Consider the following 26,989-nt stretch of genomic DNA (forward strand, 5'->3'; position numbering starts at 1 on the left):
TCCTAATGTGTGTATTCTTCTGATGCGCATATCGCGAGCGCAATGGAATACAGTTTATTTTCAGCGGAGTCCGCTCTGCTCGTTAAGGCAATCGGCGCTTTTGCCCCCGTAATGACAGCCGCCACGCTGGCCTTCGCAAAATAAATCAGTGATTTATATAAAATATTGCCGGCCTCAATTGTTGGGACGAGAAGGATATCAGCGCTGCCCGCTACGTCTCCCGAAATCTTTTTCTGAGCAGCGGCAATTTGCGAGACTGCGTTATCCAAAGCAAACGGCCCATCAACAATACAGCCTTTAATCTGGCCTCTTTTGCACATTTGAGCAAGAGCAGCTGCATTTACTGTCGCTTCCATTTTCGGGTTTACCGTTTCGACCGCTGCCAGAGCAGCTGCTTTTGGCATATTGTTCCCTACTGCACGGGCCACATGAACGGCATTTTGCAAAATCTGCTGAAGCTCTTCAAGTGAAGGAGCAATATTCATTGCCGAATCTGTCACAAACATCAGCCTGTCAAAGTCCGGTATATCAAACACAGCCACGTGGGAAAGGACATTGGATAGCCGAAGCCCCTCCTGTCTGTTCAATACCGCTTTAAGCAAAACAGAAGTCGGCACATTTCCTTTCATTAACACGTCCGCTGTTTTATGATGCACAGCACGAACCGCTAATTTTGCCGATTCCTCAGGCGTATCGGCATGAACGATTTCCACTTGATCCCCTTGAATAGATGATGTCAGATCGTTCAGTTTTTTGCTGTTGCCCACTAACAAAAAACGGGCAGATAGGTGCTCGGCTGCCAGCTTTACAGCCCGGATCACTTCCTCATCCTCAGCATGAGCAACCGCAATAGTCTTGTTTTTGTACATCGACGCTTTACCGATCAAATCTTTCAGCTTCATCTGTTACCACCCTTCTTGTTTCGACTCCGCCTTTTATTATGCAAGTTCCATGCCAGCTCCTCAGCGTACTGTCATACCAGATGTATTGAAAAAATCGTGCAGATGTTTGCGTTTTTTCTGCAAATTATTGCATGCCTTCATTTGCAAGTCCATATTTATCCATTTTGTAATATAAATTCCGTATGCTGACTCCGAGGGCTTTCGCTGTTTTTGTCCGGTTATAATGATGCTTCTCGAGCGTTTGCTGGATCAAATGCGCTTCAAATTTTTCTACTGCAACAGACAGCTTCTCGCCTTCAATATTCGGAAAATCAAAGCCTGCACCCTGTTCTGGGTCACTTTCTTTTTGTTCAACTTCGAATACAGGCAAGTGATCTTTTTCGATCCATTCCATATGCGGATTCAGAAAAATCATGGCTCGTCCTAGGACATTTTCCAATTCGCGGACATTCCCCGGCCAATGATAAGCGGATAAAACACGCAAAGCTTGCTGCGAGAGACCCTTTACATTCCTGCCGTAATCCCGGTTAATCTTTTGGATAAGCCTGATGCTTAGTGCCTCAATATCTTCCAGCCGCTGCCGCAATGGCGGGATGGAGATGGGGTAGCGGTTGATCCGGTAATACAAGTCTTCACGGAACGCACCATCCGCCATCGCCTTTTCGATATTTACATTTGTCGCCGCGATCACTCTGACGTTGACAGGGATCGCCTTCGTACCGCCCACTCTGACGATTTCCTTTTCTTGAAGGACGCGGAGCAATTTCGCCTGCATATTTTGTGTGAGTTCACCGATTTCATCTAAGAAAATACTGCCGTTATTGGCTTCTTCAAATAAACCCTTTTTACCGCCACGCTTCGCTCCTGAAAACGCACCATCCTCATAACCGAACAATTCTGATTCGAGCAGGTTTTCAGAAAGGGCAGCACAATTCACCCGAATAAATTTATTGTACTTCCGGTCGCTTTCGTTATGGATGGCATGGGCGAACAGTTCTTTTCCTGTTCCTGATTCCCCGCGCAGCAAAATGGTTGCCGGCGTTTTCGCCCCGAGCTTGGCCTGCTCAAGCGCAACCAGCATTTGCTCACTTTTGCCGATAATGTCGTCAAAAGTGTATTTCGCCTCAAGTGTGCGAATGATTTGTCTGGCCCGGTTAAGCTCCGCTGTCAGCATTTTAATTTCGGTCACGTCGTGAATCACACCGACGCTGCCTTTCAAAATCCCGTCTACAATCACCGGCGCTACATTGACGATGACCTCTTTTTCATTCGGGCCGACCTTCATTCTGACACCGCGGACAGGGCGTCTCGTTTCAAGCACCTTTAAATGCATGCTTTCACCTTCAGAAATATCAGTGTTGGCAGGCTTGCCGATGACTTCTTTTTCGGAGAGCCCTGTCATTTTCGTATACGCTTTATTAATCAGGAGTCCGATGCCGTTTTCATCAACGACAGAAATCGCCTCATCGGAGGATTGAATAATCGCCTCCAGCATCGTACGGACCTGCTTTAAGTTTGTCACTTCCTCTGCCAGCTCAACAGCATCGGTGATATCTTTAAACACACAAAGCGCCCCGAGCAAACGTCCGCCATCATCAATAATCGGCAGCCTCGTCGTCACAATTTGCAAATGATCGCCTAAAAGCTGCTTCTGGTTGTATTCAGGCACTCTTGTTTTTAAAATCCGCGGCAACTTCGTGCTCGGAATGACTTCTTTTATCGGGCGTCCGATGACTTCCTCGCGTTTTTTCCCGACCATTTTTTCGGCCATATGGTTAAAGAGAATGATTTCTTCATTGATATCAATAAAAATCATCCCGTCATGGGTAGAATTAAAAATTCGGTCGTGTTTGTATGTTTGCTCTTTCAGCATTTGAATCAGGTGCTGCTTTTCTTCCATCAGCTGAAAAACGATGTACGCCATTTTTCCCGGCATAATAATGGTCTCTTCATGCTTTTCTTGAAGGAGTTCGTCAAACACGGCTTGATCGCCGGTGGTATGAATGACGATATCCGGTTTTAGTTGTATGTAAGGTTTCCAATCAGATGAAACGGCAATCCCATACTGTTCTGCTTCTTTCAATCCCGGCGCCTCGGGGTCTTTGTCAACTACGGCAATGACCTCTATGATGGCTGTTTTGATCAGAATATGTAATAACGCCGTTCCCCTTTTGCCGGCACCTACAATCAGTACCTTTTGCATCCCGCTACCCCTTTGTATGAAAAAATTTGCACACCTATTTATTCCGTTGCAACAATTTGCACAACCCTATGTTACCACGTTTTCTTCTCTTGACAAAATATTTTTCCCGCTGGACAATAAAGAAAATGAAGATAAAGGGGTTTTCTGAGGATGAGCCGACTTCTTGCGCTTTTGATATTAGTCGTCCCCGGCGCCATATCCGCTTTAGGCATTAAACTGATGAGAGATACACTTTTCGGTCATAGTGTAAAGCCATTTGCAGCTCTGTGGCTCCAAGGTTTGTCAGGGTTCATCTTTTTTGCGTTCGGCCTTTATGTGCTGGCAGGGTTCGTTTTATACAGGGACAGAAAACGCCATCAAGTCAGCCCGCGATTCAGAAAACGATAGCTGCAAAAAAGCCGGAGAACACTCCGGCTTTTTTTGACCGCACTATTCATCAGGCAAAACGGTCTTGGCAATCGTTTTATCTAACGTTTCATAGTCATAATAAGAAATCGTCTCGTACAGTTCTTTTCGTGTCTGCATATGATGAAGCCCTTCTTTTTGTGAGCCGCGCTCCTTAATCAAATCAAATAGCCGTGCATAAGCTTTTGCCGCCGCTCGAAGCGATGTGACAGGATATATCACCATGTGAAACCCCATAGCTTCGAATTCATCGGCACGATAATACGGCGTTTTCCCAAATTCGGTCATATTCGCAAGGAGAGGAACGGAAATGCGTTCAGCAAACTGGCGGAATTCGTTCTCCGTCTGAAGCGCTTCCGGAAAAATCGCGTCCGCTCCAGCCTCAATGTAAGCCGCTGAGCGCTTCACCGCGGCGTCAAGCCCTTCCTGCGCCCTGGCATCAGTACGGGCAACAACGACAAGGGAGGGCGCCGCTTGTTTGATCGCTTTTATTTTTTGCGCCATTTCCTTTATCGAGACAAGCTGTTTGCCATTTAAATGCCCGCATTTTTTCGGAAGCTGCTGGTCTTCTATTTGAACGGCGGCTACCCTGGCTTCAAGCATCTCACGGGCGGTTCGGGCGGCATTTAACACACCGCCGAATCCCGTATCTATATCAACAAGAAGAGGCAGATCAGCTGCACGCACAAGATCCTTGGCTCGATCAGCCATTTCTGTTGACGTGATGATCCCTAAATCAGGGAGCCCCCTGCTGGCTGTATATGCCGCACCAGACAAATAAACAGCAGAAAAACCGGCCTCTTTCGCAAGCAAGGCGGCCATCCCGTCATGAGCGCCGGGAATCTGCAAAATGTCCGGCGCTGACATCAGCTTGCGGAAACGAACGGCAAGCTCTTCTTGTGACGATTGCTTATTAACGATCCACGACATGACGTAAGTCCTCCTTTTACATGCAAAACATATCTATGAATTCATTTACACGCATCGTTTGTAATGTCTCATAGCTGGTACAGCGCTTATAAATGTGTTTTTGCTGTTTATCAGAGAAATGGGTTTTAAGATTTGCAGAAAACTTTTCCAGCAGCTTCGGCACTGCCTCGTCTCTTCGAAAACGATGGCCGAGTGGAAATTCACATTCCACCATTTCCGTGCTCGTTCCGTCTTTAAAATGAACTTGAACTGCATTTGAAATGGAACGCTTGTCGGGTTTCAGATAATCCACGGTATATGTTTTATTTTCAGTCACTTCCATTTTATCCCGAAGTTTATCTATTCTCGGATCACTCGCTGTTTCAGCCTCATAATGCTGCGCGGTGATATCACCAAAAAGCAATCCGATTGCTGCGATGTATTGGAGGCAGTGATCACGATCTGCCGGATTGTGAAGCGGGCCTTTTTTATCAATGATTCGGATAGCGGATTCATGCGTTCTGATGACAACACGGTCAATCTCATCAATCCGGCCCTTTATCTGCGGATGAAGAATGACGGCGCACTCTGCCGCTGTCTGAGCATGAAATTCCGCAGGATAGGACACTTTAAATAACACATTTTCCATGACATAAGCGTCGAGCGGGCGGGCGAGTTTAATCTCTTGTTTATTGAATAAAACGTCTTGGAAGCCCCACCCCGGTGCGCTCAAAGCTGTCGGATAGCCCATTTCCCCTTTTAGCGCCATCAACGCCAAATGAACTCCTCTGCTCGTTGCGTCTCCTGCCGCCCACGATTTGCGCGAACCGGTATTCGGTGAATGCCGGTATGTCCTCAAGGCTGCATTGTCAATCCATGCATTTGAAAGCGCATTTTTGATTTCTTCTCTTCCGCCGCCCAAGAGCTTTGCTGCAACAGCAGCTGTAGCGACTTTGACAAACAGCACATGATCAAGGCCAACTCGGTTTAAGCTGTTTTCTAAAGCAAGCACACCTTGAATTTCATGTGCTTTGATCATCATTTCAAGTACGTCGCGTACCGTTAAAGGTTCGTTCCCTTCAGACAGCCTTACTCTTGATACATAATCAGCAGCCGCAAGGATTCCTCCCAAATTATCGGACGGATGCCCCCACTCCGCCGCCAGCCACGTATCGTTGTAATCGAGCCAGCGAATCATGCAGCCGATATTAAACGCCGCTCTCACAGGATCGAGAACATATGACGTTCCCGGAACTTTGCTCCCATTCGGCACAGTCGTTCCGGGAACAATCGGGCCGAGCAGCTTGGTGCATTCAGGATACCGGAGTGCCAAAATCCCGCAGCCCAGCGTATCCAGCAGCACATGCCCCGCTGTTGTAAATGCCTCGGAGCTTGTAATCTCTTTCTCTAGCACATAGTCTGTGATTTCTTCAATGACATGATCCGTTTTCAGCATTCTACCAGTTCCTTTCATGATTTAAGATTCGGCCTGATACCGAGGGCCCAAATAACTGACACGTGGACGAAAGAGACGGTTATTGGAATGCTGTTCGATCACGTGGGCGCATAAACCGGATGTTCTCGCACTGAAAAAGACAGGCGTATACAAAGGTATCGGTATGCCGAGCATCCAATACACCGGGGCAGCGTAGTAATCCAAATTCGGGTAAAGCCCTTTTTCCTTCTCCATCAGCCGCTCGCCGGCTTCACACATCTCATATAAACGATGGTCGCCGGCTTTATCGCATAATTGCTGCAGCGCCTCTTTCATCATGAGTGCTCTCGGGTCCATTTTTTTCATATACACTCGGTGGCCGAACCCCATAATTTTTTCTTTTCTTTGCAGTTTTGATTGCAGAAGCTGCTCAAAATCGGACGGTGTTTTCGCCTCCAAAAGCATATACATCACTGCTTCGTTTGCTCCTCCGTGAAGATTCCCTTTCAGAGAGGCTACAGCTCCTGTCAAAGCGCCATAAAGATCTGAATGTGTAGAAGCGATGACTCTGGCGGTAAAGGTTGAATTCGGCATTTCATGTTCACTGTACAGGATGAGGGACCGGTCAAAAATGCGTTCTTCCAGTGAGGACGGCAATTTCCCAGTCATTATATATAAGAAATTCGCACTGTAGGATAGGCTTTTAAGCGCAAGAATCGGCTCTTTCTTATTGATGATCCTATAGCTGGCAGCAGTGAGGACAGGCATTTTCCCCAGAAGCTGATAGGCGCGTTCTTTGTTTGCGGAAGGAGAACGATCATCAATTTGCCGGTCATAGCCGGCAAGAGCAGACAGTCCGGTCCGCAGACTATCCATCGGATGAGTGTGCTCAGGGAGCAGTTCAAGGAGACGGAGATGATCTGCCGGCAGGTCTGATGCGCTGTTTATGTTTCTTTCCAGCGTTTCCGTTTCACTTTCTTCCGGCAGCCTGCCCTCCAGCAATAAATGGATAAGCTCCAGATAGCTTTTTGTTTTAGAAAGATCGATTAAATCATAGCCTCGTATCAAAATCTGGCTGGACTGCGTGTCAAGATAAGAAATTTGAGTTTCTGCCGCAACCACACCGTCCAAACCCGGAGAATAATGCTTTTTCTCCTGCATATCCTCAACCTCCGTTTTGCGTTTTTGTCGATCGGATTTAACCAAGCAGATGCTTGGAAATAATCAGTCTTTGAATCTCGTTCGTTCCTTCATAGATTTGCGTCACCTTTGCATCGCGAAGCAGCCGCTCAACCGGGTAATCCTTCATATAGCCATATCCCCCGTAAATTTGGACGGCGTCTAACGCCGCCATCACCGCGGAATCGGAAGCAAATTGTTTAGCCATAGATGCTTCTTTTCCACAGGACAAACCGCGGTTATGAAGGTCTGCGGCGTGGTAGACAAGATGCCTTGCCGCCTCTGCCCTTGTCGCCATATCAGCCAGCTTAAATGATATACCTTGATTGGCTGCGATAGGCCTTCCAAATTGCACCCGCTGCTTCGCGTAAGCAACGGCATGTTCAAGAGCCGCCTCTGCAATACCGAGCGCCTGTGCCGCAATGCCGATGCGGCCGACATTTAAATTCGCCATGGCAATGGTAAAGCCATCACCCTCTTTGCCAAGCAAATTTTCTTCAGGCACTTCTGCATTGTCAAAAATCAGTTCCGTAGTATTGGAGCCATAGAGCCCCAGTTTTCTTTCTTTTTTTCCAACGGTAAAACCGGGGGTGTTTTTTTCAACGATAAAAGCGGAAATCCCGTGCCTGCCTTGATCCGGAGCTGTTAAAGCAAAAGTGATATAGACATCGGCGGCTCCGCCGTTCGTAATAAATATTTTTGATCCATTTAATAGGTATGTGCCGTTCTTTTTGATGGCTGTAGTGCGGAGGCTTCCTGCATCCGACCCTGAGTGAGGCTCCGTCAGTGCAAATGCGCCCAAATGGTCTCCTGAAGCAAGCTTCGGGATATATTTACTCTTCTGTTTTTCGTTTCCGAAGTAAAAAATAGGATTGGTGCCGACCGAGGTATGAACGGAAAGAATGACACCGACAGCCGCGCTGATTTTAGAAATCTCATGAATTGCCAAAATATAAGAAACAACATCCGCCCCAGCGCCGCCGTATCGTTCCGGCAACGGTATTCCCATCAGGCCGTGTTCACCCATTTTTTTGATCAGCTGAAACGGAAATTCGTCCGTTTCCTCCATGATTTTCGCAGCGGGAGCAATTTCTTTTCGGGCAAAATCACGCACCATTTTTCGCATCATGACTTGCTCTTGGGTTTCATTCAACTCGCCACCCCCGGATGAAATGAACTTCAGAAAGTCCTCTCCACATATTGATAAAAGCCGCGTCCGCTCTTTTTGCCAAGCCAGCCCGCTTTGACGTATTTGCGAAGCAGCGGACAAGGACGATACTTGGAATCGCCAAGGCCGGAATGAAGAACTTCCATAATCGATAAACACGTATCAAGCCCGATAAAATCCGCTAGTCTAAGCGGTCCCATGGGATGATTCATACCCAGCTTCATCACCTCGTCTATTGCCTCGGGCTTCGCCACCCCCTCATACACGCAATAGATGGCTTCATTAATCATCGGAAGAAGCACGCGGTTGGAAACAAACCCCGGAAAATCATTGACTTCTACCGGTGTTTTCCCCATCTTTTCCGCTAATCCCATAACATCTAAGGCCGTTTCCTCTGATGTAGCCAAGCCGCGAATCACTTCAACCAGCTTCATCACAGGGACAGGATTCATAAAATGCATGCCAATGACTCGTTCAGGGCGGTTTGTCACAGCAGCGATTTCTGTAATAGGCAAGGAAGATGTATTACTGGCCAAAATCGTATGAGGCGGACATATACGGTCAAATGTGTTAAACACCGCTGTTTTCGCGGCCATATTCTCTGCAATAGCTTCAATCACAATGTCCGCATGCTTTGCCTCCTCAAGCGTTTGAGAGAGTGAAATGCGGCTGATCACACTATTCACTTCAGCTTCGGTCTTTCTTCCCTTCTCAGCATCACGGATCAGATGTTTCGTCAACCGTTTCAATCCTGCCTCCGCAGCCTCCGGATTCACATCGTACATCCGCACATAAAAACCTGCGCCAGCAGCTGTTTGAGCAATTCCGGTTCCCATCTGTCCTGCGCCGACTACCATGATTTGTTTGATTTCCATTCAGATCCCCTTTTCCGTCATGTTTTAATGAACCCGTACTAAGACAGCGTCCCCCTGAGCCGCACCGCTGCAAATGGCGGCAACGCCCAGTCCCCCTCCCCGGCGCTTTAATTCATAAACAAGCGTCATGAGAATTCTTGCTCCGCTTGCACCGATCGGGTGGCCGAGCGCGATCGCACCGCCATTCACATTTACTTTTTCAAGATCGAAACCGACGATTTTTTCACATGTCAAAACAACAGAAGCAAACGCTTCATTTACTTCAAACAAGTCAATATCTTGAATGGTTAAACCGTTCTTTTTCAACAGCTTGTTGATTGCAAATCCCGGTGCTGCCGCCAGCTCGTGCGCTTGCATTCCCATCGTCGAAAAACCAAGAATGGTAGCCAGAGGCGGTGTGCCAAGTTCAGCAGCTTTGTCATCAGACATCAGCACAAACGCGCCAGCTCCGTCATTGACCCCGGGAGCATTGCCGGCTGTGACAGAACCGCCACTTGTATAAATCGGTGAAAGTTTCGCAAGTTGATCCAGACTTGTGTCAAGGCGAATCGCTTCATCTTTGTCAACAATGTTTGTTTTACCTTTTCGTCCGATCCAGCTGACGGGAACGATTTCATCTTGAAACTTTCCTTCATCAGCAGCCTTAGCTGCCCGCGCATGACTTCTTAGCGCCCATTCATCCTGCTCCCCGCGTGAGATCCCATATTCCTTGGCTGCCGTATTTCCGTGAACGGCCATATGCACCTCGTCAAACGCGCACGTTAACCCGTCATAAACCATTAAGTCCCTAAGCTCACCGTCTCCCATCCGCGCTCCCCAACGCCCGGCGGGAACGGCATACGGAATATTGCTCATGCTTTCCATTCCCCCGGCCACAAGAATGTCCGCATCTTGCGCACGAATCATTTGATCACATAACGTGACAGCACGCAGCCCGGATGCGCAGACTTTATTCAGCGTTTCTGACGGCACACGCCAAGGCATTCCAGCCAGACGGGAAGCTTGACGGGAAGGTATCTGTCCAGAGCCAGCTTGGACAACCATGCCCATAACAGTACCTTCAACCTCGTCTCCAGAGACTCCAGCGCGATGCAACGCCTCCTTCATCGCAATGCCTCCAAGCTCCGCAGCTTTCACCTCTTTCAACGCTCCGCCGAACTTGCCAAATGGTGTTCTTGCGGCACTTACAATGACTGTTTTCCTCATGGTTTCACCTCATTCAGAAGATAGACAGCGCTTACAATTTCTAGTTGTCTTCTATGAATGTATGCTTTGTAACGGGCTTGAATGAATGAAAAAAGAAGGCTGTGCCAACAGCCTCCTTCTAAAACAACTATTTATTTTTCAGCAATGCCAAAGCCTTTGCAGGAAAATCGGTGAAAATGCCGTCCGCCCCCGCTTCAAAGAGACACTTCATATCTTCCGGCCGATTGACTGTATACGGCCTTACCTTGATCGAACTGTTCCTCATTTTTTTCAGTACTTCATCCGCGGTCCCCGGGCTGTTCAGCTTAGGGTGATAGCCGGAAGCCGGAATCGATGTGATATACCGGTCAGCCTGATAAAGCACATCTGAAGTCAACACCGCCCGTTCAATATGGGGAGCGAGCCGTCCGCATAACGCCAAGCTTTCATGGTTAAATGTGGACAGGATCACTCTTTCCTCTATTTTGAATCGCTTCACTGACTCCAGCAACTTTTCTTCCATGCCTTCATATCGGATCACACTGTTTTTTAATTCAATGTTAATGAGAAAATCCTTTTTTTCCGCCCACGAGAGAACGTCTTCTAGCAGCGGCACTTGGACATCACTGTATGTTCGACCGTGACCAGCAGCCGCATTCGCAGTCTTTATCACATCATACGCTGTATCCTTTACGAATCCTTTGAGCGATGTCGTCCGGTCAAGCCTTTCATCATGGATCACAACAATACGTCCGTCTTTTGCCAGCTGCACATCAAGCTCTATCCCATCCGCTCCGGCTTCAATTCCTTTTTCAAATGCTAGCATTGTATTTTCGGGAAATTGGCCAGATGCCCCCCGATGGGCAAAAATGTTTGTCATCGTTTCACCTCAAGCCCTAAAGTTTCCTGTTTTCTCCATTATACTGTTTTTAGTGCTTCCACTCTAGGATTAAGGCTGTATCATAATCTACTATTCGTAATAAGAATCAATGCCATTGACAGTCTCATCCGCGGCCTTTTGCTGATATTTCGCGAAAACCATTTTAAAGAATATTTCTTTACATAAGTTAAAGCCATGAAAAATTCGTTCTCCTCTGGCTGCTGCGGTCTTTACTTAAACCTTCAAGGACCCCGAAAAGGAGCGGAGAAAATACCTCGCTGTAACTCAAGATATTCAGCCGGTAAAGCAGATCAATTGCATTAATTTTTATATATAGGCTAGAATATTTGCGAATCCAAACGAAAGAAGATGATCAAATGAACCCTAAGTATAAACCGCTGTTTGAACCATTTACGTTTAAAAGCGGCGTTACAATCGACAACCGGATCACAGTAGCACCAATGACTCATTACGCTTCTAATGAAGACGGTACGATATCTGAAACAGAGCTTGACTACATCATCCCCCGCTCAAAAGAGATGGGAATGGTGATTACAGCCTGCGCAAACGTCACACCGGACGGAAAAGCATTTCCCGGGCAGCCGGCCATCCATGATGACTCTAACATTCCAGGTTTAAAAAAATTAGCGCAAGCCATTCAGGCGCAAGGTGCTAAAGCCGTTGTGCAAATTCACCACGGCGGCATCGAATGCCCGTCTGAGCTCGTTCCGCAACAAGATGTCGTAGCGCCAAGTGACGTATTTGATAACGGCAAGCAAATTGCCCGCGCTTTAACAGAAGAAGAAACGGAAAATATCGTAAAGGCATTTGGAGAAGCGACAAGACGCGCCATTGAAGCCGGCTTTGACGGTGTCGAAATTCACGGCGCGAACGGATACTTGATCCAGCAGTTTTATTCTCCGAAAACCAATCAGCGCACAGACCGCTGGGGAGGAAGCGATGAAAAACGATTAGCCTTCCCGCTTGCTATTGTCGATGAAGTGAAAAAAGCTGTTGCAGAACATGCGAAGGGCGCGTTCTTAGTGGGCTACCGCTTGTCTCCGGAAGAGCCTGAGACACCAGGATTAACAATGACTGAAACCTTTACACTTGTTGATGCTTTAGGGGATAAAGAATTGGATTACCTCCATATCTCACTGATGGACGTGAACTCAAATGCGCGCCGCGGTGCAGATCCGGATCGCACACGCATGGACTTATTGAATGAACGTGTCGGAAACAAAGTGCCGCTGATCGCCGTCGGTTCCATTCATTCCGCAGATGACGCGCTGGCCGTGATCGAAAGCGGCATTCCGCTAGTCGCAATGGGACGCGAAATTTTAGTTGACCCTGACTGGACTGTGAAAGTAAAAGAAGGCCGGGAAAAACAAATCGAAACCGTAATCAAAGGCACAGATAAAGAAAAATATCATTTACCTGAACCGCTATGGCAAGCCATTGTGAACACGCCTGGCTGGGTGCCTTATAAAGATTAATGTGTTGAGACTGCCGAAACGATTTGGCAGTCTTTTTTCAACTTTAAATAAATAGTTTATGTAAACATCTAAACAGCAAGGGTAGGAGCTCGCCAGCCGCTTCGGAAAGCAAATTCAGAAGAAGGCCGTCACACTTTCTTGCTTTTTTCTTTTTCATCGCACGTCTCCTTTATTCATAAATGCTTCTTCACTTACGATTCGACAGGAGAAAGGGTTTCAATTTGATTCTGATTGCTTGGCTTTGATTCTCCAACAGATGAAATCGTGCTGTACACGAGATAAGGTCAATCAGAGCGCCTGATTCTGTAATGAAGTTCGAGTTAACATAAAACCCAAGGGGAAATGCCGCCATCAACAGTCCATACATGTCAAACACATGTATCACTACACCCAAAGCTCCTTCATATTAATATGTATCCCCAAAACAAAAACGCCTTCTATTTATCAGCGCGAACCAATAAATAAAAGACGTTTGATTTAATCATCGCTTGATATACTCATGCTTAAGAAGCCTTATGTTCTAATCTCAGCTTATCCGCAACCATCGCAATGAATTCGCTGTTGGTAGGCTTAGCTTTTGTCATGCTGACTGTATAACCGAACAGCGAGGAAATGGAATCAATGTTTCCTCTGCTCCATGCGACTTCAATCGCGTGGCGGATTGCTCTTTCTACACGGCTAGCGGTTGTGTTGAATTTTTTGGCGATGTCCGGATAGAGAACTTTTGTAATGCTGCCGAGCAATTCGATGTCATTGTATACCATTGAGATGGCTTCGCGCAGATAGAGATACCCTTTAATATGCGCTGGGACGCCGATTTCATGGATAATGCTTGTAATGCTCGCGTCGAGATTTTTCTTCTTTGGTTCAGGCTGGCTGCTGCGTATAATGCTGCTTTGCGATGATGGCGCGCGATGCGTCACGCTGCTTGCATTCCCGCTGACCTGGCGGATATGTCCGACCGTTGTCGTTCCGATAAGTTTTCGTCAATTCAGCGCCAATTCATCGCTATGTTCTTACGCCAATTCATCGCATTAGGAGGACGTCAAAAATGGCGAAAAATCAACGAAATTCTGAACGCAGTCTAATCTTTAAAACTCGCAAAACTACCGGAAGACAGCGCGCGTTTAATCTCTCGGAATCTATTAACGGTTATATAGAAGATAAGCGTTTAGCTAAGCGCTCTGAGCGAACGATTCGAACGTATAACCAAACGCTCCGCCACTTCGAAAAGTTTTGCGCAGATAGAGGGCTTACCGGAAACGAACCCGATTGCGTAAAAGAATACGTAAAGTTTTTATCGTTTGAGAAAACGAAATGGGACGACCATCCTACGAGTCAGCGGTCGCAGCAAGAAATCGGCGTATCTTCGCGATCAGTTAATAACGTTATACGAAATCTACGTATCTTTTATAATTGGGCACAAAAAGAATACGGCATTTTTGACGAATCACCTGCGCTCAAAGTCGAATATCAAAAAGAGGCCGAGCAAACTTTCGAAGTATTTACGGACGAGGATGTAACGAAATTATTATCTACGCCAAATAAGCGCACATATACCGGCTTTCGTGACTACGTAATGATGTTAATTCTCGTAGATACGGGTGTGCGAATAGGAGAATTAACGCACACGAAGATTGCGGACATCGACCTCGTATATAGACAGATAAATTTACGCGCAGAAATTACGAAGGCCAAACGCTCGCGAACGCTTCCTCTTTCGAAAACCACAGCGGACGCGATTTCCGAGCTCATCGAATATGTCAACGTCCAAGATGATGACGATTACGTATTTCTAACGCAATTCGGTGAACGGTACTACGGCGATACATTTTCGAAGATGCTTAAAAAATACGGAAAGAAAGCCGGCATTAAAGACGCACGCGTTAGTCCGCACACATTCCGTCATTACTTCGCGGTGAAGTTCCTATTAAACGGAGGTGATCCGTTTGCCTTAATGAAGATTCTCGGTCATACCGATATGGCTATGACTAGAAGATACGTAAACTATTTAAATAGCAACGTTAAAGAAATGCATGATAAGGCATCGCCTGTGACTGCGTTAATGGATAAAGGAAATAACCGCAAACGTGGGCCGAAGATGTTTAAATAAGGACGGATTAACTCCGTCTTTTTCTTATTTACGCAAAATAACCCACAGTTGCTCATCGCAATTTGCGACGACCTATTCAAACGCCTTCCTAAACCGCTCCATAAGCGATCCGCCACGATTTAAGCGCGCCTTAACCGTCCAAGCCGCCTTCCTAAACCCAGCGTATAGGTAATCGTCGAAACGCTTAATTTCGTGCGATTTCGCTTTCATAATCGTTGCGTGCCACGCTTCAACGAAAGGCGCCGCATGATCTTCGAGTCTGATCGTTCTATCCACGCTTGCCTTAGCGCGAAGCAAGATTCCGTAGTATTTATAAATTTTATCTGCGTCAAAGTAGCGAGCCATTGCGTTATAGATTTCGCTAGGCAACGCGCCCTTTAACGCTTCAGCCGGAACCGCCGCCGTATCTAATACGTTATTTTGGTTTTTAGAACGCTTAATTAAATCCGATGGTTCGTTTTCTGTTTTCGACGCTTCAGTCGTTGGCTCCGTTGGCTTCTCGGCTTGTCCGCGATTGGACATTGTCGACTGGTCATCCTCGGACAGAAGCGTGTCCTTCGGATTAAGATCAGCGCCTCCAACCGGCAGAATCACGATTATATTAGCGCCTTTTCCTCCGTTTATCTTACGCGTCGTAGCGACCTTCTTTACGATGCTCAAAGCCGCCAATTTATTCAGTACCCGTCGCGCCGTCTTAACGGATTTCTCGATCAGGCCCGCCAGCGTTTCCGCTTTAAGATGCGCCGCGCCGCTAAACTTAACCGCGTACCGTGCGATCATCTTAAGCGCCTGGCGATCCGTATCGTTAAGCTCGTAAGTATTGCGCTTGATATGTTCGTAAACAGCTTCGTTAAGTTGAGCCGTCGAGTCGAACGTTTGATGCTCCGCTAAGTAATGCATAACAATACCTCCATAACGTGATGTCGTTATGATGAGTATAATTAACGTTATAACGTTATGTCAACATTTTTATTTACTTAATGTACACATAACGTTATAATTGGGTTATCAGTAGAGGGAGGCGGTCATCTTGCAACTTTACGTTAAACTTGATGAAATTTTAAGGGAGCGCGGATGGAGTGGGAAAACGTTGGCGCAGGAATCTGGCGTTAGCGAGAACAGAATAAGCGAAATTAGAGGCAACCAAAGGACCACAATTAATCGCGAGCATGTTGCTAAAATCATGAAGGCATTGGATATTAAAGACATGAACGAATTATTCGAGATCCGAGATTAGAGGGGGAATAAAGGTGTTTAAAGGGGAAGCCGTATTTAAAGGAGAAGTTGATGTAAAGCACTTATTTAAAAAAGGAGAAAATAGTGACGTTCTAGCTGTGGTTTTCTCTGGATTCAGTACAGAAGGAAAGCCACCCTTATACAACTACATAAGAACGTTAGAAGGCTTTACTTGTAACGCTTTATTTATTTTAGATGATTTTGGATGTCGTGGGAGTTACTATCTATGTAAACAAAGAGACTTCTCTATTGAACGATCAGTTATTTCTTTAATCAATAAAATAGCTGAAGAAAATGGTATTAAAAAGATCATTTCATGCGGATCAAGTAAAGGCGGATATGCCTCGCTGTATTACGCTGTCAAATACGACTTTGATGTAGCTATATGTGGATCTCCTCAATATTATTTAGGGAATTATCTTATTAGCACAAAAAACCAGTCTCTGAACGAGGTGGCAAAATTTATGTCTGGTGGCTGTACTCAAGACGACAAGCACTTTTTAAATAAACTACTCCGAGATATCATACTCAACTCCAAAAATACCCCTGAGATTTATATACATCTAGGCGAGGGAGAAATACACTACACTCATCACGTTAAACCAATGATTGAAGATCTGAAATCTTCCGGAAGGGATTACACGTTGGATTTAAGATCATATAGTTCTCATGCAGATGTCGCGAAATTTTTCCCTGAATTTTTAAGAAAAAATATGGCTGATAAACTTAATAGCCCCTACGTTGTATTTGAGGACCAAGCAAACTCAGGTATAACCAAAGGCGACTCTTACATGTTTCGAGTTAATAGGGATCGTGAAGGCGATATATACGCATGGTATATCTATAAAGACGGAGAAATAATAGAACGAAGAATGTACGAAGATGCACGAGAGACTTTAGTGAATTTTTATGATACGGGTGAATATATAGTGAAAGCATTTGTCCGAAATAAAGATAAACGGAAAACTTCATTAAAAAGTATTCCTATTAAAGTAAAAGAAACCCCATCCAATTAAGGATGGGGTTTTATTATTCTACAATTCCTTTTCGAGCTTTCATATGCCTAATGTTATTATCAATTTCGTTTAAATGGCCCAATTCAGTTTCCTTGTACTGCACAATCCTAGAAAGTCCAAGTAAAACGCTTCCGAAGAAAGCGCATGAAAGCAAGGAGACAAGCGCATAAACCCACCGTAAAGGATGAGACTCTTCGTATGTATAACCCTCCGTCAAACCCGGTTCATACGTTTTCATCCCTAAACCTAGATATACGAAGGTAATAACTCCAACTGCCAGTATCGCGAAACCTACGTACTTAATAAAATTAACCATCCTTTTTACCTCCGTTGTATATTAGTTAAATTATACTATCCGTCCAACTTTTACCGCAATACAATTATGTACGCGAGCACCTACGTTATCATACGTAAGCACTCGCAAAAAAGTTTCGTTATTATTTCGTTGTACCTTCGCGCTTGGCTCCGAGTTCGAAAAGCCCTGTCGCTGCTAATCCCGCAAAGCCGCCGGCCCATAGCCGCAGTACTAGATCGAGGTCTGTAAACGGGTATGCAACCGCACCCAATCCGATACCGATTGCGAAGCTGAGCGCCGGGACCACATTAGTCGGAAGTTTAATCGTTTTCTTTACGAGCTGAACAAGCGCCGTTAGAATAGGCGCCAGTACAGTCGCGAAAATTAATACGTCTTGCATGTTATCGTCTCCCTTTTCGTTATTATAATTTCGCAGCGAGTTTCGCTTTCGTCTTAGGTCCGTAGATGCCGTCGACCACCAAGCCGTTCATCAACTGGAATCGTTTGACCGCGTTAGCCGTTTTCGGTCCGTAATAACCGTCGATGCCGTTATTCTTTGCGCCTTTGTCCGGATAGAAATAGCACGCAGCTAAGGCCGTTTGAACTTGCGTAACTTTCGCACCCTTCGTTAGGGGTTTCGTTACTTTGATGATGCCGCCAGGTAACGGATAGGACTTCGATTTTTTCGGAGCCGCTACGCTTGGTTTACTCGCCTTTTTACCGAAAGTGTCCGTACCATAGCCGCGATAGTTAAACTGAAGATGCGGTTTATCCACAAATCCAGACCAATCACCGCCCCATTCGAAACCTAGTTTCTTAGCGTACGTAACCGCCTTCTTAACGTCGGCAGATCCGTAGCCGTTCCATAGCGTTGCCTTACCGTTAACAGGTACGAAATCAAGCGCCTGACCAACAAGGTGATACGACTTCATTGTCTGCGAAGCACCTTTCGCAACATTGGCGCGTTGCTGCGCTTCTGTACGAATCGTTTCGTAGATCAACAAGTCGATCTTATTCGCGACCAGATAATCGTACCACTTCAGTGCTGCAGCCTTTGAGTTATCCGCCAACTTCGCAATGTTATCTCTGTTTCGCTTATCATACGTAGGTATCCATGCCATTTTACCGTCTCCCTTTTGGTTTAAATTTTCGGATATAAAAAAAGCCCGCCGGGACTCTCACCTGACGGGCGTGCTTCGGTTACTCTCTACCGCGAAATTTCTCTTCAAGTCGATCAATCTTATCGATGATAACGTCGTACTTATCGCTGAACTTATCGAGCAGATCCTGCAGCCGTGATTCGCGTTCGCGGTTCGACTTCATTACGTATATTAGAAGCCACGTAAAAAGGACCGCGAAGGGTCCTTGCGTTAAAAAGTATTTGATTACGTCTAATTCGCCCAATTTGGCGCCCTCCTATCCGTTTAGCCATACGCGAGTTGTTCTTATCATCGTCGATCTTCCGGACCAACCCGACTTAAATTTAAGGTAAAAGTTTCTTGCTTTATACGTAGGAACGCCAAGGTCGACTTGTATTTGCGCATAATTCGTCTTTCCTTTCTCGGTCGGTATAGATACCTCAGACACTACCGATTCCGCGCCGTCGTCTACGTCAAATTCCGAAAGTCTGACGTAGGTGTTGAGTGGATCAGTTGTACCCGTATAAGGTATACGAGCTGCGACCGTTAAGTTCAAGAATCGCGCGTCGTGAGAGATGTATAGAACCTCCGCATTTGTATACGAGGCCGATTCCGATTGATAATAGCTTCCGGTGAATTCGACAACCGCCGGGTCATAGAACGGTTTCTCTTGAACCGCTAAGTTAAATGCAAACATTCCATTATTCACAAGAACCGCACCGTCCGGACGCTCTATCGAAACGGCCCCCTTCGCGACATATAGGCCGCTGGAATCCAGACGCACGAATTTATTACGATCGGCGGCGTTAATCGCGATCAAGTAGTTTCCGTCCCAGTAAAAAAGATCACCGTTTCCGATGATCTGGATATTGTTCGTTTTAATTTGTCCGGCTGTCAAAACGCTCGTCACAACACCATCCGCCGTGATCGCTTCTTTAAACGTCTTGCCTCCGTCTGTTGTGACGCCTAATCCGCTAGACCTTAACGCTACGAAACGGTTAGGATCGTTTGGATCTCGCGCAATGATCCCCATACCTTCCGGATATTCCAACTGCGTCAACGAATTATTAAGCGCTTCAGTCGCCCGCTGCACCGCTTCGTCATAAACGTTATATCGGAGCTTACCCGAATTTTCATCGTATATCTTATCGAGCAATTGCTTCGAATAAGAAATGACGGATTTTGCGAATGTTTTCAACGTCGAGGCAAGCGTTACTTTCGGTGCTCTGTTTGACTCCGGATACTCTTCGATCTCCATTACGCGAAGGTTAAGACTAACGTCCAGAGGTTCGTAGATCGTTGGCACCGTATCGCCAAGTCCCGGTTTAGCTACCGCATAACCTGCGTTCTTCAATTCAACGAAGTCTAGTTCGATCGTGATTTCCGGCTTATCTTGAAGCTTCGCTTTTAAATAACGTTCGAGAGTTGATTTGTTTGTTATCGTTTCATTCGAATAGATGGGTGCGTGCCGAATACCATAAACACCCGCAAGAGGCGACGTGTATTCCGCAGTTACTACCGGATTTCCCTCCTTATCTTTCTTTCCCTCACCGCGAATATATGTCGATAAGTTCGAGCTGTCGACCGTCTTCCTAAATGTTTTGACATTGTGGTTGAATCGGAACTGAAAGTCGGGCGAGTTTCCGATCTTTTTGTAAATTCGTATGTCCCGTCCGACTATTTCGTACTCAGCCTCGAATTGATCAAGCGCCTTTTTAAATAACGCCAGGCAGTTATCATTTCCGAAATCCTTAAATTCTTCCGTATCGAACGCGTCTATAATACTAAACGTCCATCCAGTGTCGCGGAAAATAAAATCGAATATAACGTTGATCGAGTGGCTCCCGTCGGTCAACGTATCATATCGGAAGCCCTCGTCGATAAGATCGAAAAATATATGCGGAGCCGTGACGGATTTAACTGGCGTGACTCCGACTAGTTGCTCGACACATTGCTTGATGCGATAATCGATTCCGTTGTACGTGAGGACGGATTCCTCTTCGACAAGATCGAAAGCATGTGCATTGTATTCCGTTTTTGGTACTAAAAAAGACAGTGAAATATCGCCGTTCACTGTCCGTTTTATTGCTAGGTTTGTATAGCCGGTCAGCACTTCGGAAGACCCGGTTATATTCTTTATTTTCATGCGGTGTCCTCCTCGTAGACTTCTCCGGTAATTGCTGCGTATTGTTCGCGGCTGATTTTCGCAAGTGTAACGTACTTGGCGACTTGCTCCTTCGTGTATTTTCCGTTCGTATAAAGAATCCGGATGTTCTTAAACCACCAATCCGGATCACTTTGATCCGCGAGGTAAAGAAGTAAATCGGCATTTTGCGAAAGCGCGACCGAGCCGGAAGAATCAGGCGTAAGTTTGCTTAATTTACCGGTTAAGTCTTGCACTTGCGCGTACAGCTCCTGCGTCGCCTTGATTAACGGTCCGATTAATTCTTCGTAACGCATTCCGTAAATAAATCCGCTCGTTTCATTTCCATCTTCGTCATATTCCGGCGTCTTAGAGATCGGCGCAAAGTCATCGGTAGATATGCCGAGATTGTTTGCAACCTCTTCGACTTCCTGCGCGATTAGGCCGTGGTGAGTTCGTCCGGAATGGCCGTCTTTGTACTTATAAGATACCGGATGAAGCTTCTCGATGAATGAAAGGCCGAGTGTTTCGTCCTGAATATCCTGCTTATAATTTCGATCGGATGTCGAGATAGTGCCGGATGCCACGAATATACTCGCCCATCTAAGAGCGCTGATACCTATCGATTCTTTGTTATCTATTTTAGGGTTTAAGAAACCTAGAATTTCTTTGTTTTTAGTTTTCCACCCATCAATTTGATCGACAGGCCACGTTCCGTCTAGATACTTATTTTCGATAATTTCGCAAGTAGGGGTGTCAATAGTCGAGTCAGTGGGTGTATCTAACCGAATTCCTCGTCCAATATTAATAAATCTATTTCGTACGATTGCAATTCTGTTAGTGTTTGGATGTGCATATACTCCGTAATTGGCATTCCCGGAACCATTGAACACATTGTTTTTGACCTCAACACCGCACACGTATGCTTCAATACGTACAGGTTTTGCTGAACTTCCTGCCATGTTATTTACAAGGTTGTTAGATATTTCGACGCCGGTTTCACCAGTGTATAGGTTCGATGAATTTCGTGATATATAGAAGCCTTGGTTTACGTTTGTGATTGTGTTGTTCGAAAAATACGCTCCGATCCATTTAAACTGCTGATCCTCATTAGCACCATCAATAACTCTTATTCCATCTTTAAAACCGGAAATCGTATTTCCATCTACGATACAATCCCGAGCCCAACCTTCAAATAGCGCTATCCCCTGGCTAGACGAATCAGAAGCTCCAGTGAGTGTATTACCTCTGATAATCGAAGATCTTGTTCGGATTGAAATCCCATTTAGTCGGCATTCAGTAAAAATATTCCCATTAACACTTACTTTGTAAGTTCCTCCGTGGCTTGTCATCGGATTCTGAGTCGATCCTTTAGAACCACAAAGATTTACGTAACAGTTAAGTGAAGGCGTCTCCCCTGACTTGTATGTGATATCAAACGGTTGGGTGCCGTTTTCTGCGTATGACTGAAAGAACCCACAATCCTGGGACGATACAGCTTTAAACGCATTACGGAGATACATTTCGGTCGGCTCCGTGGTAGTGGCGTAATATATACGACTGCCGCTATCGCCACAGGCAAGTGAATTTTCAAAAGTAATAAACGCCCCATCAGATACACTATAAGCCGTATTATTTCTCGTATAACAGTGGTTGGCGTACTTAATGCTGATGAACCGCGAAGCAGTACCGGTAAAATTAAGACCGTCAATGATGACGTTTTCGATCGGCGTGACTTTCTGAATTGTTGTCGTTGCCCGCGCAGTCGAAGCCGTTTCGTTTGCGCTGTCGATACGGTAATCCGGAAATAAAAGCCCCGCTGCGGTTTCGAAAGAAGTCGTTGACGTTACAGACTTAACACGCATATACTCGCCGAAATAGCATCCCGGCGCTTCCGGCGTTGCGTACCCCAATCGCCAGTTATCGCCTGCATCAGAAGACAAAGCGTCTCGCTGCGATTTAATTCGGACCAAGTCGCCAACCTTAAGTCCGTGCTCTACTGTCGTTTCAATAACCGTGCTGCCCATCGTTAGATTAGCCGCGATTGGAATTTCCTCACCGATAGAACCTTCGACGACGATTCCGTACCCGCCCGTAACTTCAATTTTCGCAGCAGGGTCGCCTGTGATGCGGATATTACTTTTCGCGTAAATAGGCGCTGATAGCGTAACATCCTTCGAAATATGAACGTTTCCTAGCCCGTTCTGCGCTGCGTATTCAATCGCTTTGTTAATGGCAGCCGAATCCGTGTCGCCTTCTGCTTTGAAATCTAGCGCGTTAAGACTAATCGATTGAACCGAAGATTTAGCCGACATAACTTCGATCTGGTTAGCGTCAATGCGTTCCTTTAGCGTTGTATATTCTTTTCCGCTGTAGTCGACGCGAGCCTGCGCGGTTTCTGGATCGATGGAGCCTTCGAGCACTACGCCGTTAAATTGGTCCTGAACATTGCTTGCGACTCGTTCGGCTTCGCCTGCAGTAGTTAACGCCGTTTCAGCGTTAACCTTTGCGGACTTTGCTTCGGAAAGGGCTTCATCCATTTGCGCTCTTGATGTCGAGACGTCTCCGTTCATAGCCCGGAAATTTTCGTTAATAGTGTTGCGAAACTCGCGGTCTAATGGCGACTTAACATCTTTAATGTTCGCCATGTATCCGCCTCCCTTCGTGTCTATAAATAATAAAAACGAAAGTCAAAAGAGACTTCCGCTATTTCTTCTCCGGTTACTTGTATGTTGTTCCAGCCCGGCGCTAACGTGATGAGCCCGTAGTTTGTTTTATCAGTCAAGGATGTCGTGCTTCTCACCGTCCGTGTACCGTCTATAACGATCGGCAAAGTCGTATTCATACTTCCGCTATACGTCCACTGATCCTTCGTCGTTGCGTTATACAAGCCGATGGAAACTTTCGATATGTTTTTCTTCGACTTAATCGTAATCTTTAATGGTTTATTTCGCGGATCTACAGTAGCGTCGCCTGCGTTATAAATATGGAATGCTTTCGCTGTATGAACGTATTGGTAATCTTCCGCAGACAACCCATTACCGAATCCCCACAAATTTATGTCTGTCGTCAAGTTCGAAAGGGACGAACCGACTGACTCAGCGTAAGGACTGGCGCTTATAAACGATAGCTGAAACTCTCCGGTCGCCCCAAGCTGTTCGGCACTCCACCCACTGGATACTTCGACGAGCCATCTGCGCCAAGGTTCCGCATCAGAAATCAGATAGTATTCGTCCCTCGACATTAAAACGCGAAATAATTTACTGAGAAGTAGCGCATAATCGTAGTCATCAACCGCACTGAACACACATAGTGCGGATATTTCACGAGGCCCCCACGTCTTTCCCATGCGGATATAGCCGTCGCCATTATCGAGCCTTTCAGAATCGATACTCGGATCGGGGGAGGAAATAGTGAAGCTCCGAACCAAAACGTTAAAGTCCGAAGCCATATCGTACACCGTACCGTCCTTATATACGATTTTAAAATTATGCAGAACCTTCATCCCTTCACCCCCATACTTCGCATCTCATTCTTTAGATCGCCCGTCATTTTCTGATTAACATATGGATATGTCGCAGAAGCAATCGACTCTCCATCGACTCGGACGTCCACTTTGCGGTTCTGTCTTACGCCCTGATCAATTGAACGCAATATACCGATGACCTCGCTTGATAATCCCGAGTTACCGCTCAGAGCCGCTGTATGCCCTGCATCGATCATGCGCATTAAGTTTGCTTGCTGCGCCTCGGTCAGAACCATTTCGTTACGGAGTGCCCGAATATCAACTTCGTGACTCATCGGTCGGTCTGCGAATTTAGACGCAAGACCTCCGGTATGCAGTTTGTTGATCTGACCGCGTCCGATAATGCCGCCGGTGTGATACGCAACTTCTCGACCTCCGCTACCGTGCGTTTTCTTAAACGTCTTGGCGCTCTCTTCGATCTCGGTTCCGTCGGCGCTGTAGGTTACGTGAATCTTTTTGTCGATGCGTCTTGCTAACTTTTCGTTCATCGTTTCGGCTTCGGCCGCAATCTCTTGGACGCGCCCCTTCGCTTTTTGCAATTTGGCGATCTCGCTATCGATTGCGTCTAATGACTTTCGATACTCTTGCTTCTTCTTGTCGGCGGCTGACGTGTTATTTACGAGGTTAGCTCTGGCGTCTTTTAATCTCGCGATCTCACTATTAATAACCTTGACTCCTTCGCCTTTCTTCGCGTTTAATCCAACCTGCCGAAGCTCAAGATCGACCATTTTCTGCTTTACAACATCAAGTTTTCCGATCTCTTCGTTAACTTTGTTGAGCTCGGTATTCTTCGCAGTGATCTTAGAAAGTGTCGTATCTAATTGACCGCGGAGTGTTAATAAAGTACCTTTTTGGACGCCTAGCACAGTTTCTAACGACTCGACCTCTTTAGCATTGCCGGCTAGTTTAGCATCCCGAAGCTTTTGCTCCGTTGCTTCTACGATCGCGACTTGGTTCGCAACCTCACCCTCACTTTTACTCCGTTGCTTGGATAATTCGTTTATCTCGCTTTGAAGTTGTTTCTGTTTTTCTAAGTTCTTATCATAGCCCTTTTCCGCGAGGTTCTTTTGCTTCTCTAGCTCTAAGCGCAACTCTTCCGCCTTCTCCTCGTTCAATGCTTTGAGGGCGTCTGTATTCTTTGCGACTGCGTTGCCTTGCCCGCTAATTGCCGCTTCAGTATCCGGTGATTTCTTAATTACCTCGTCGTTTAATTGGAGGAACCGATCGAACTCGCTATTTGTAAGCCCCGATTTCTCGCGAAGCCCCGCCTGCTCGTCTTTCATCCGTTTAATCGAATCTGCATTCGTCTCGGTCTTAATCCGATCGTTCAAGTCGAGGTAATGCGCAAGTTCATCCGCAGTGAGCTTCGTTTTCGCCTGAAGCTTATCGAATTCGGTTATCAACCCGTTAAGTGAATCGATTTCTTTCTGTTTCGCGTTGGCTGCTTCGAGACTGACCGTATTCATTTCGTCATATCCGGCTTTAACACCGACTAAAAGACCACCAAGGATCGAAAGCCCCGTTATAATCCACCCGGCAGGTCCCATCGCAACAAACAATCCGCGTAATGCTATGCCGAGTTTGACCGCCGACGACGCTACCAGTGCGATCGCCGCAGCCGTACCCGCCATTTCGAGACCGGTCGTAATAATGCCCGGATTTAACTTGTTAAGGAAATCGAGTATCTGCGTACCCGTATCGACAATTTTTCGGAAAGCAGGTAAGAACTCGTTACCGATTTTGATGCCGAGTCCATCCAGAGCCGACTTAAACGTTTCGAACGACCCTTTGAGGTTATCCATCTGCGTCTTGGCTACGCGATCAGCCGTACCGCCCGAATTCTTAAGCTCGCTGGAAAAGTCGCGCAATCCTTTCTCGCCTACTTTAAGCAAGGTAACGAATCCGGAAGCCGCCTCAGTTCCGACTAGCTGCGCCGCGGTAGCCGTCTTTTGTGCGTCGGACATTCCTTCTAAGTTTTTCGAAATATATCCGATCAGTTCCGGCAGTGGTTTAAGGTTGCCGTTTGCATCGTCTAATTCGAGATTGTATTTCTTAACCGCCTTAGCCGTCTGTCCTACCGGATTAGACAAGTGTAATAGCGTTGCTCTAAGCGCCGTACCGGCCATCGATCCTTGAATACCCGCGTCAGACATCTTCGCAACAGCTGCGGCCGTGTCTTCCATCGAAAAGCCGAGTCCGGAAGCTACCGGGGCCACATATTTCATGGCATCCCCGAGCTGTCCGAGATCCGTGTTCGCTGAAGTCATCGTTTTAACTAAGACGTCCACCGCATGTCCGGACTCTTCCGCTTTAATGCCGAAGCCCGTCATGATGTTCGATACGATATCCGCAGACCGTCCGAGGCTTTCGTTTGACGCAGACGCCAAGTTCAGAACCGCCGGCAACGATCCGATCTGGTCCTTTACGCTAAAGCCCGCCATCGCAAGGTACTGAAGCCCATCCGCAGCCTCGACCGCCGTGAACTTAGTTTCCGCGCCCATTTTAGACGCAATGTTTTTCAGGTCTTCGAATTCCTGTCCGGTCGCGCCGCTTATCGCTTTAACGTTCGACATGGCCGCTTCGAAATCAGCCGCCTTTTTGACGGATGCGCCGATGCTCGCAGCGACCGCGCCTCCGACCGCAAGCGACGCTTTTTGTACGAGGCCCATTTGCTTCGACACGTTTTCGGATGAACGTCCCATTTGCGTCATTTCGTCCCTGGCGCGTCTGGCTCCGTTACTAAAATCCTGCGATTCTAGGACAAGTCTAGCGCGTATTTCTCCGACTGTTGTACCGGACATCTAATTACCTCCTTTCCGAAAACTTCCTTGCCATGCGCGTAACTTCTCGAACGCCTCTCGATCGAATTTAACTTCGTTTCGTA

General features: G+C 46.5%; 22 protein-coding genes and 3 pseudogenes. 5 read left to right on the forward strand and 20 right to left on the reverse strand.

The window, feature by feature from the left end; genetic code table 11:
• Positions 1–2: 2 nt before the first annotated feature.
• Both yqiS and V6D41_RS01090 read right to left on the reverse strand, forming a co-directional pair.
• Complete coding sequence (gene yqiS, locus V6D41_RS01085; protein ID WP_333516993.1) at positions 3–902, reverse strand: phosphate butyryltransferase; 900 nt, start codon at positions 900–902, stop codon at positions 3–5.
• A 124-nt stretch (positions 903–1,026) separates the two neighbouring features.
• Positions 1,027–3,105 carry a sigma 54-interacting transcriptional regulator gene (locus V6D41_RS01090; RefSeq protein ID WP_333516994.1) on the reverse strand — a complete coding sequence of 693 codons (2,079 nt, stop codon included), beginning with the start codon at positions 3,103–3,105 and terminating at the stop codon, positions 1,027–1,029.
• A gap of 150 nt (positions 3,106–3,255) precedes the next feature.
• On the opposite strand from V6D41_RS01090, the gene V6D41_RS01095 reads away from it, so the two are divergent.
• Positions 3,256–3,492, forward strand: a complete 237-nt coding sequence (locus V6D41_RS01095) for a DUF2627 domain-containing protein (RefSeq protein ID WP_087990657.1) — start codon at positions 3,256–3,258, stop codon at positions 3,490–3,492.
• A gap of 42 nt (positions 3,493–3,534) precedes the next feature.
• Here the strand turns inward: V6D41_RS01095 and prpB are convergent, their stop codons facing one another.
• From prpB to V6D41_RS01130, 7 genes are all read right to left on the reverse strand, one after another.
• Complete coding sequence (gene prpB / locus V6D41_RS01100; RefSeq protein ID WP_148962005.1) at positions 3,535–4,440, reverse strand: methylisocitrate lyase; 906 nt, start codon at positions 4,438–4,440, stop codon at positions 3,535–3,537.
• 16 nt (positions 4,441–4,456) lie between these two features.
• A complete protein-coding gene (locus V6D41_RS01105) occupies positions 4,457–5,875 on the reverse strand; it encodes a bifunctional 2-methylcitrate dehydratase/aconitate hydratase (protein WP_333516995.1) in 1,419 nt (472 codons plus the stop codon).
• Between the two features lie 21 nt (positions 5,876–5,896).
• The gene (gene mmgD, locus V6D41_RS01110; RefSeq protein WP_333516996.1) at positions 5,897–7,015 is read right to left on the reverse strand and encodes a citrate synthase; all 1,119 of its coding nucleotides are present in this window, start codon (positions 7,013–7,015) and stop codon (positions 5,897–5,899) included.
• 37 nt (positions 7,016–7,052) lie between these two features.
• Positions 7,053–8,186: an acyl-CoA dehydrogenase gene (locus V6D41_RS01115; RefSeq protein WP_333516997.1), complete on the reverse strand. Its 1,134-nt coding sequence runs from the start codon at positions 8,184–8,186 to the stop codon at positions 7,053–7,055.
• Positions 8,187–8,212: 26 nt separating this feature from the next.
• The gene (locus V6D41_RS01120) at positions 8,213–9,076 is read right to left on the reverse strand and encodes a 3-hydroxybutyryl-CoA dehydrogenase (RefSeq protein ID WP_333516998.1); all 864 of its coding nucleotides are present in this window, start codon (positions 9,074–9,076) and stop codon (positions 8,213–8,215) included.
• A 24-nt stretch (positions 9,077–9,100) separates the two neighbouring features.
• Complete coding sequence (locus tag V6D41_RS01125; protein ID WP_333516999.1) at positions 9,101–10,282, reverse strand: acetyl-CoA C-acetyltransferase; 1,182 nt, start codon at positions 10,280–10,282, stop codon at positions 9,101–9,103.
• 127 nt (positions 10,283–10,409) lie between these two features.
• The gene (locus V6D41_RS01130; protein WP_333517000.1) at positions 10,410–11,141 is read right to left on the reverse strand and encodes a glycerophosphodiester phosphodiesterase; all 732 of its coding nucleotides are present in this window, start codon (positions 11,139–11,141) and stop codon (positions 10,410–10,412) included.
• A 377-nt stretch (positions 11,142–11,518) separates the two neighbouring features.
• Here V6D41_RS01130 and V6D41_RS01135 point away from each other — a divergent pair, with 377 nt between their 5' ends.
• Positions 11,519–12,637: an NADH-dependent flavin oxidoreductase gene (locus tag V6D41_RS01135; RefSeq protein WP_333517001.1), complete on the forward strand. Its 1,119-nt coding sequence runs from the start codon at positions 11,519–11,521 to the stop codon at positions 12,635–12,637.
• Between the two features lie 503 nt (positions 12,638–13,140).
• On the opposite strand, the pseudogene spo0A reads toward V6D41_RS01135, so the two are convergent.
• Positions 13,141–13,599 (reverse strand): annotated as a pseudogene (spo0A, locus tag V6D41_RS01140) (sporulation transcription factor Spo0A); the annotation flags it as partial.
• 89 nt (positions 13,600–13,688) lie between these two features.
• Between spo0A and V6D41_RS01145 the strand changes: the two are divergent.
• Entirely contained in the window at positions 13,689–14,750 is a 1,062-nt protein-coding gene (locus tag V6D41_RS01145) for a tyrosine-type recombinase/integrase (protein WP_333517002.1), read from the forward strand.
• A 72-nt stretch (positions 14,751–14,822) separates the two neighbouring features.
• Here V6D41_RS01145 and V6D41_RS01150 read toward each other — a convergent pair whose 3' ends face one another.
• Positions 14,823–15,650, reverse strand: a complete 828-nt coding sequence (locus V6D41_RS01150) for a helix-turn-helix domain-containing protein (RefSeq protein ID WP_333517003.1) — start codon at positions 15,648–15,650, stop codon at positions 14,823–14,825.
• 130 nt (positions 15,651–15,780) lie between these two features.
• Between V6D41_RS01150 and V6D41_RS01155 the strand changes: the two genes are divergently transcribed.
• Entirely contained in the window at positions 15,781–15,987 is a 207-nt protein-coding gene (locus V6D41_RS01155; protein ID WP_333517004.1) for a helix-turn-helix domain-containing protein, read from the forward strand.
• A gap of 13 nt (positions 15,988–16,000) precedes the next feature.
• Entirely contained in the window at positions 16,001–17,002 is a 1,002-nt protein-coding gene (locus V6D41_RS01160) for a Two component regulator three Y domain-containing protein (protein WP_333517005.1), read from the forward strand.
• A 13-nt stretch (positions 17,003–17,015) separates the two neighbouring features.
• Here the strand turns inward: V6D41_RS01160 and V6D41_RS01165 are convergent, their stop codons facing one another.
• From V6D41_RS01165 to V6D41_RS01200, 9 genes and pseudogenes are all read right to left on the reverse strand, one after another.
• Complete coding sequence (locus V6D41_RS01165) at positions 17,016–17,318, reverse strand: hypothetical protein (RefSeq protein ID WP_333517006.1); 303 nt, start codon at positions 17,316–17,318, stop codon at positions 17,016–17,018.
• 121 nt (positions 17,319–17,439) lie between these two features.
• Complete coding sequence (locus tag V6D41_RS01170; protein WP_333517007.1) at positions 17,440–17,697, reverse strand: holin; 258 nt, start codon at positions 17,695–17,697, stop codon at positions 17,440–17,442.
• A 22-nt stretch (positions 17,698–17,719) separates the two neighbouring features.
• Positions 17,720–17,974: pseudogene (locus tag V6D41_RS21485) on the reverse strand (peptidoglycan-binding domain-containing protein); the annotation flags it as partial.
• Between the two features lie 90 nt (positions 17,975–18,064).
• A pseudogene (locus V6D41_RS21490) lies at positions 18,065–18,418 on the reverse strand (M15 family metallopeptidase); the annotation flags it as partial.
• 79 nt (positions 18,419–18,497) lie between these two features.
• On the reverse strand, positions 18,498–18,701 hold the full coding sequence (locus V6D41_RS01180) for a BhlA/UviB family holin-like peptide (protein WP_033881227.1): 204 nt from the start codon (positions 18,699–18,701) through the stop codon (positions 18,498–18,500).
• Positions 18,702–18,713: 12 nt separating this feature from the next.
• A complete protein-coding gene (locus V6D41_RS01185; protein ID WP_333517009.1) occupies positions 18,714–20,582 on the reverse strand; it encodes a phage tail protein in 1,869 nt (622 codons plus the stop codon).
• On the reverse strand, positions 20,579–23,227 hold the full coding sequence (locus tag V6D41_RS01190; RefSeq protein ID WP_333517010.1) for an XkdX family protein: 2,649 nt from the start codon (positions 23,225–23,227) through the stop codon (positions 20,579–20,581). Before V6D41_RS01190 ends, V6D41_RS01185 begins: the two co-directional genes overlap by 4 nt.
• Positions 23,228–23,247: 20 nt before the next feature.
• Positions 23,248–24,084 (reverse strand): phage tail family protein, encoded by an 837-nt coding sequence (locus tag V6D41_RS01195; protein ID WP_333517011.1) that lies wholly within the window; start codon positions 24,082–24,084, stop codon positions 23,248–23,250.
• Positions 24,081–26,906, reverse strand: coding sequence for a phage tail tape measure protein (locus V6D41_RS01200; protein ID WP_333517012.1), 2,826 nt, complete (start codon positions 26,904–26,906; stop codon positions 24,081–24,083). The genes V6D41_RS01195 and V6D41_RS01200 overlap by 4 nt, the downstream gene beginning before the upstream one ends.
• Between the last annotated feature and the right edge of the window lie 83 nt (positions 26,907–26,989).

The sequence above is a fragment of the Bacillus sp. 0102A genome, from assembly GCF_036765155.1.
GTDB classification, from domain to species: Bacteria; Bacillota; Bacilli; order Bacillales; family Bacillaceae; genus Bacillus; species Bacillus subtilis_G.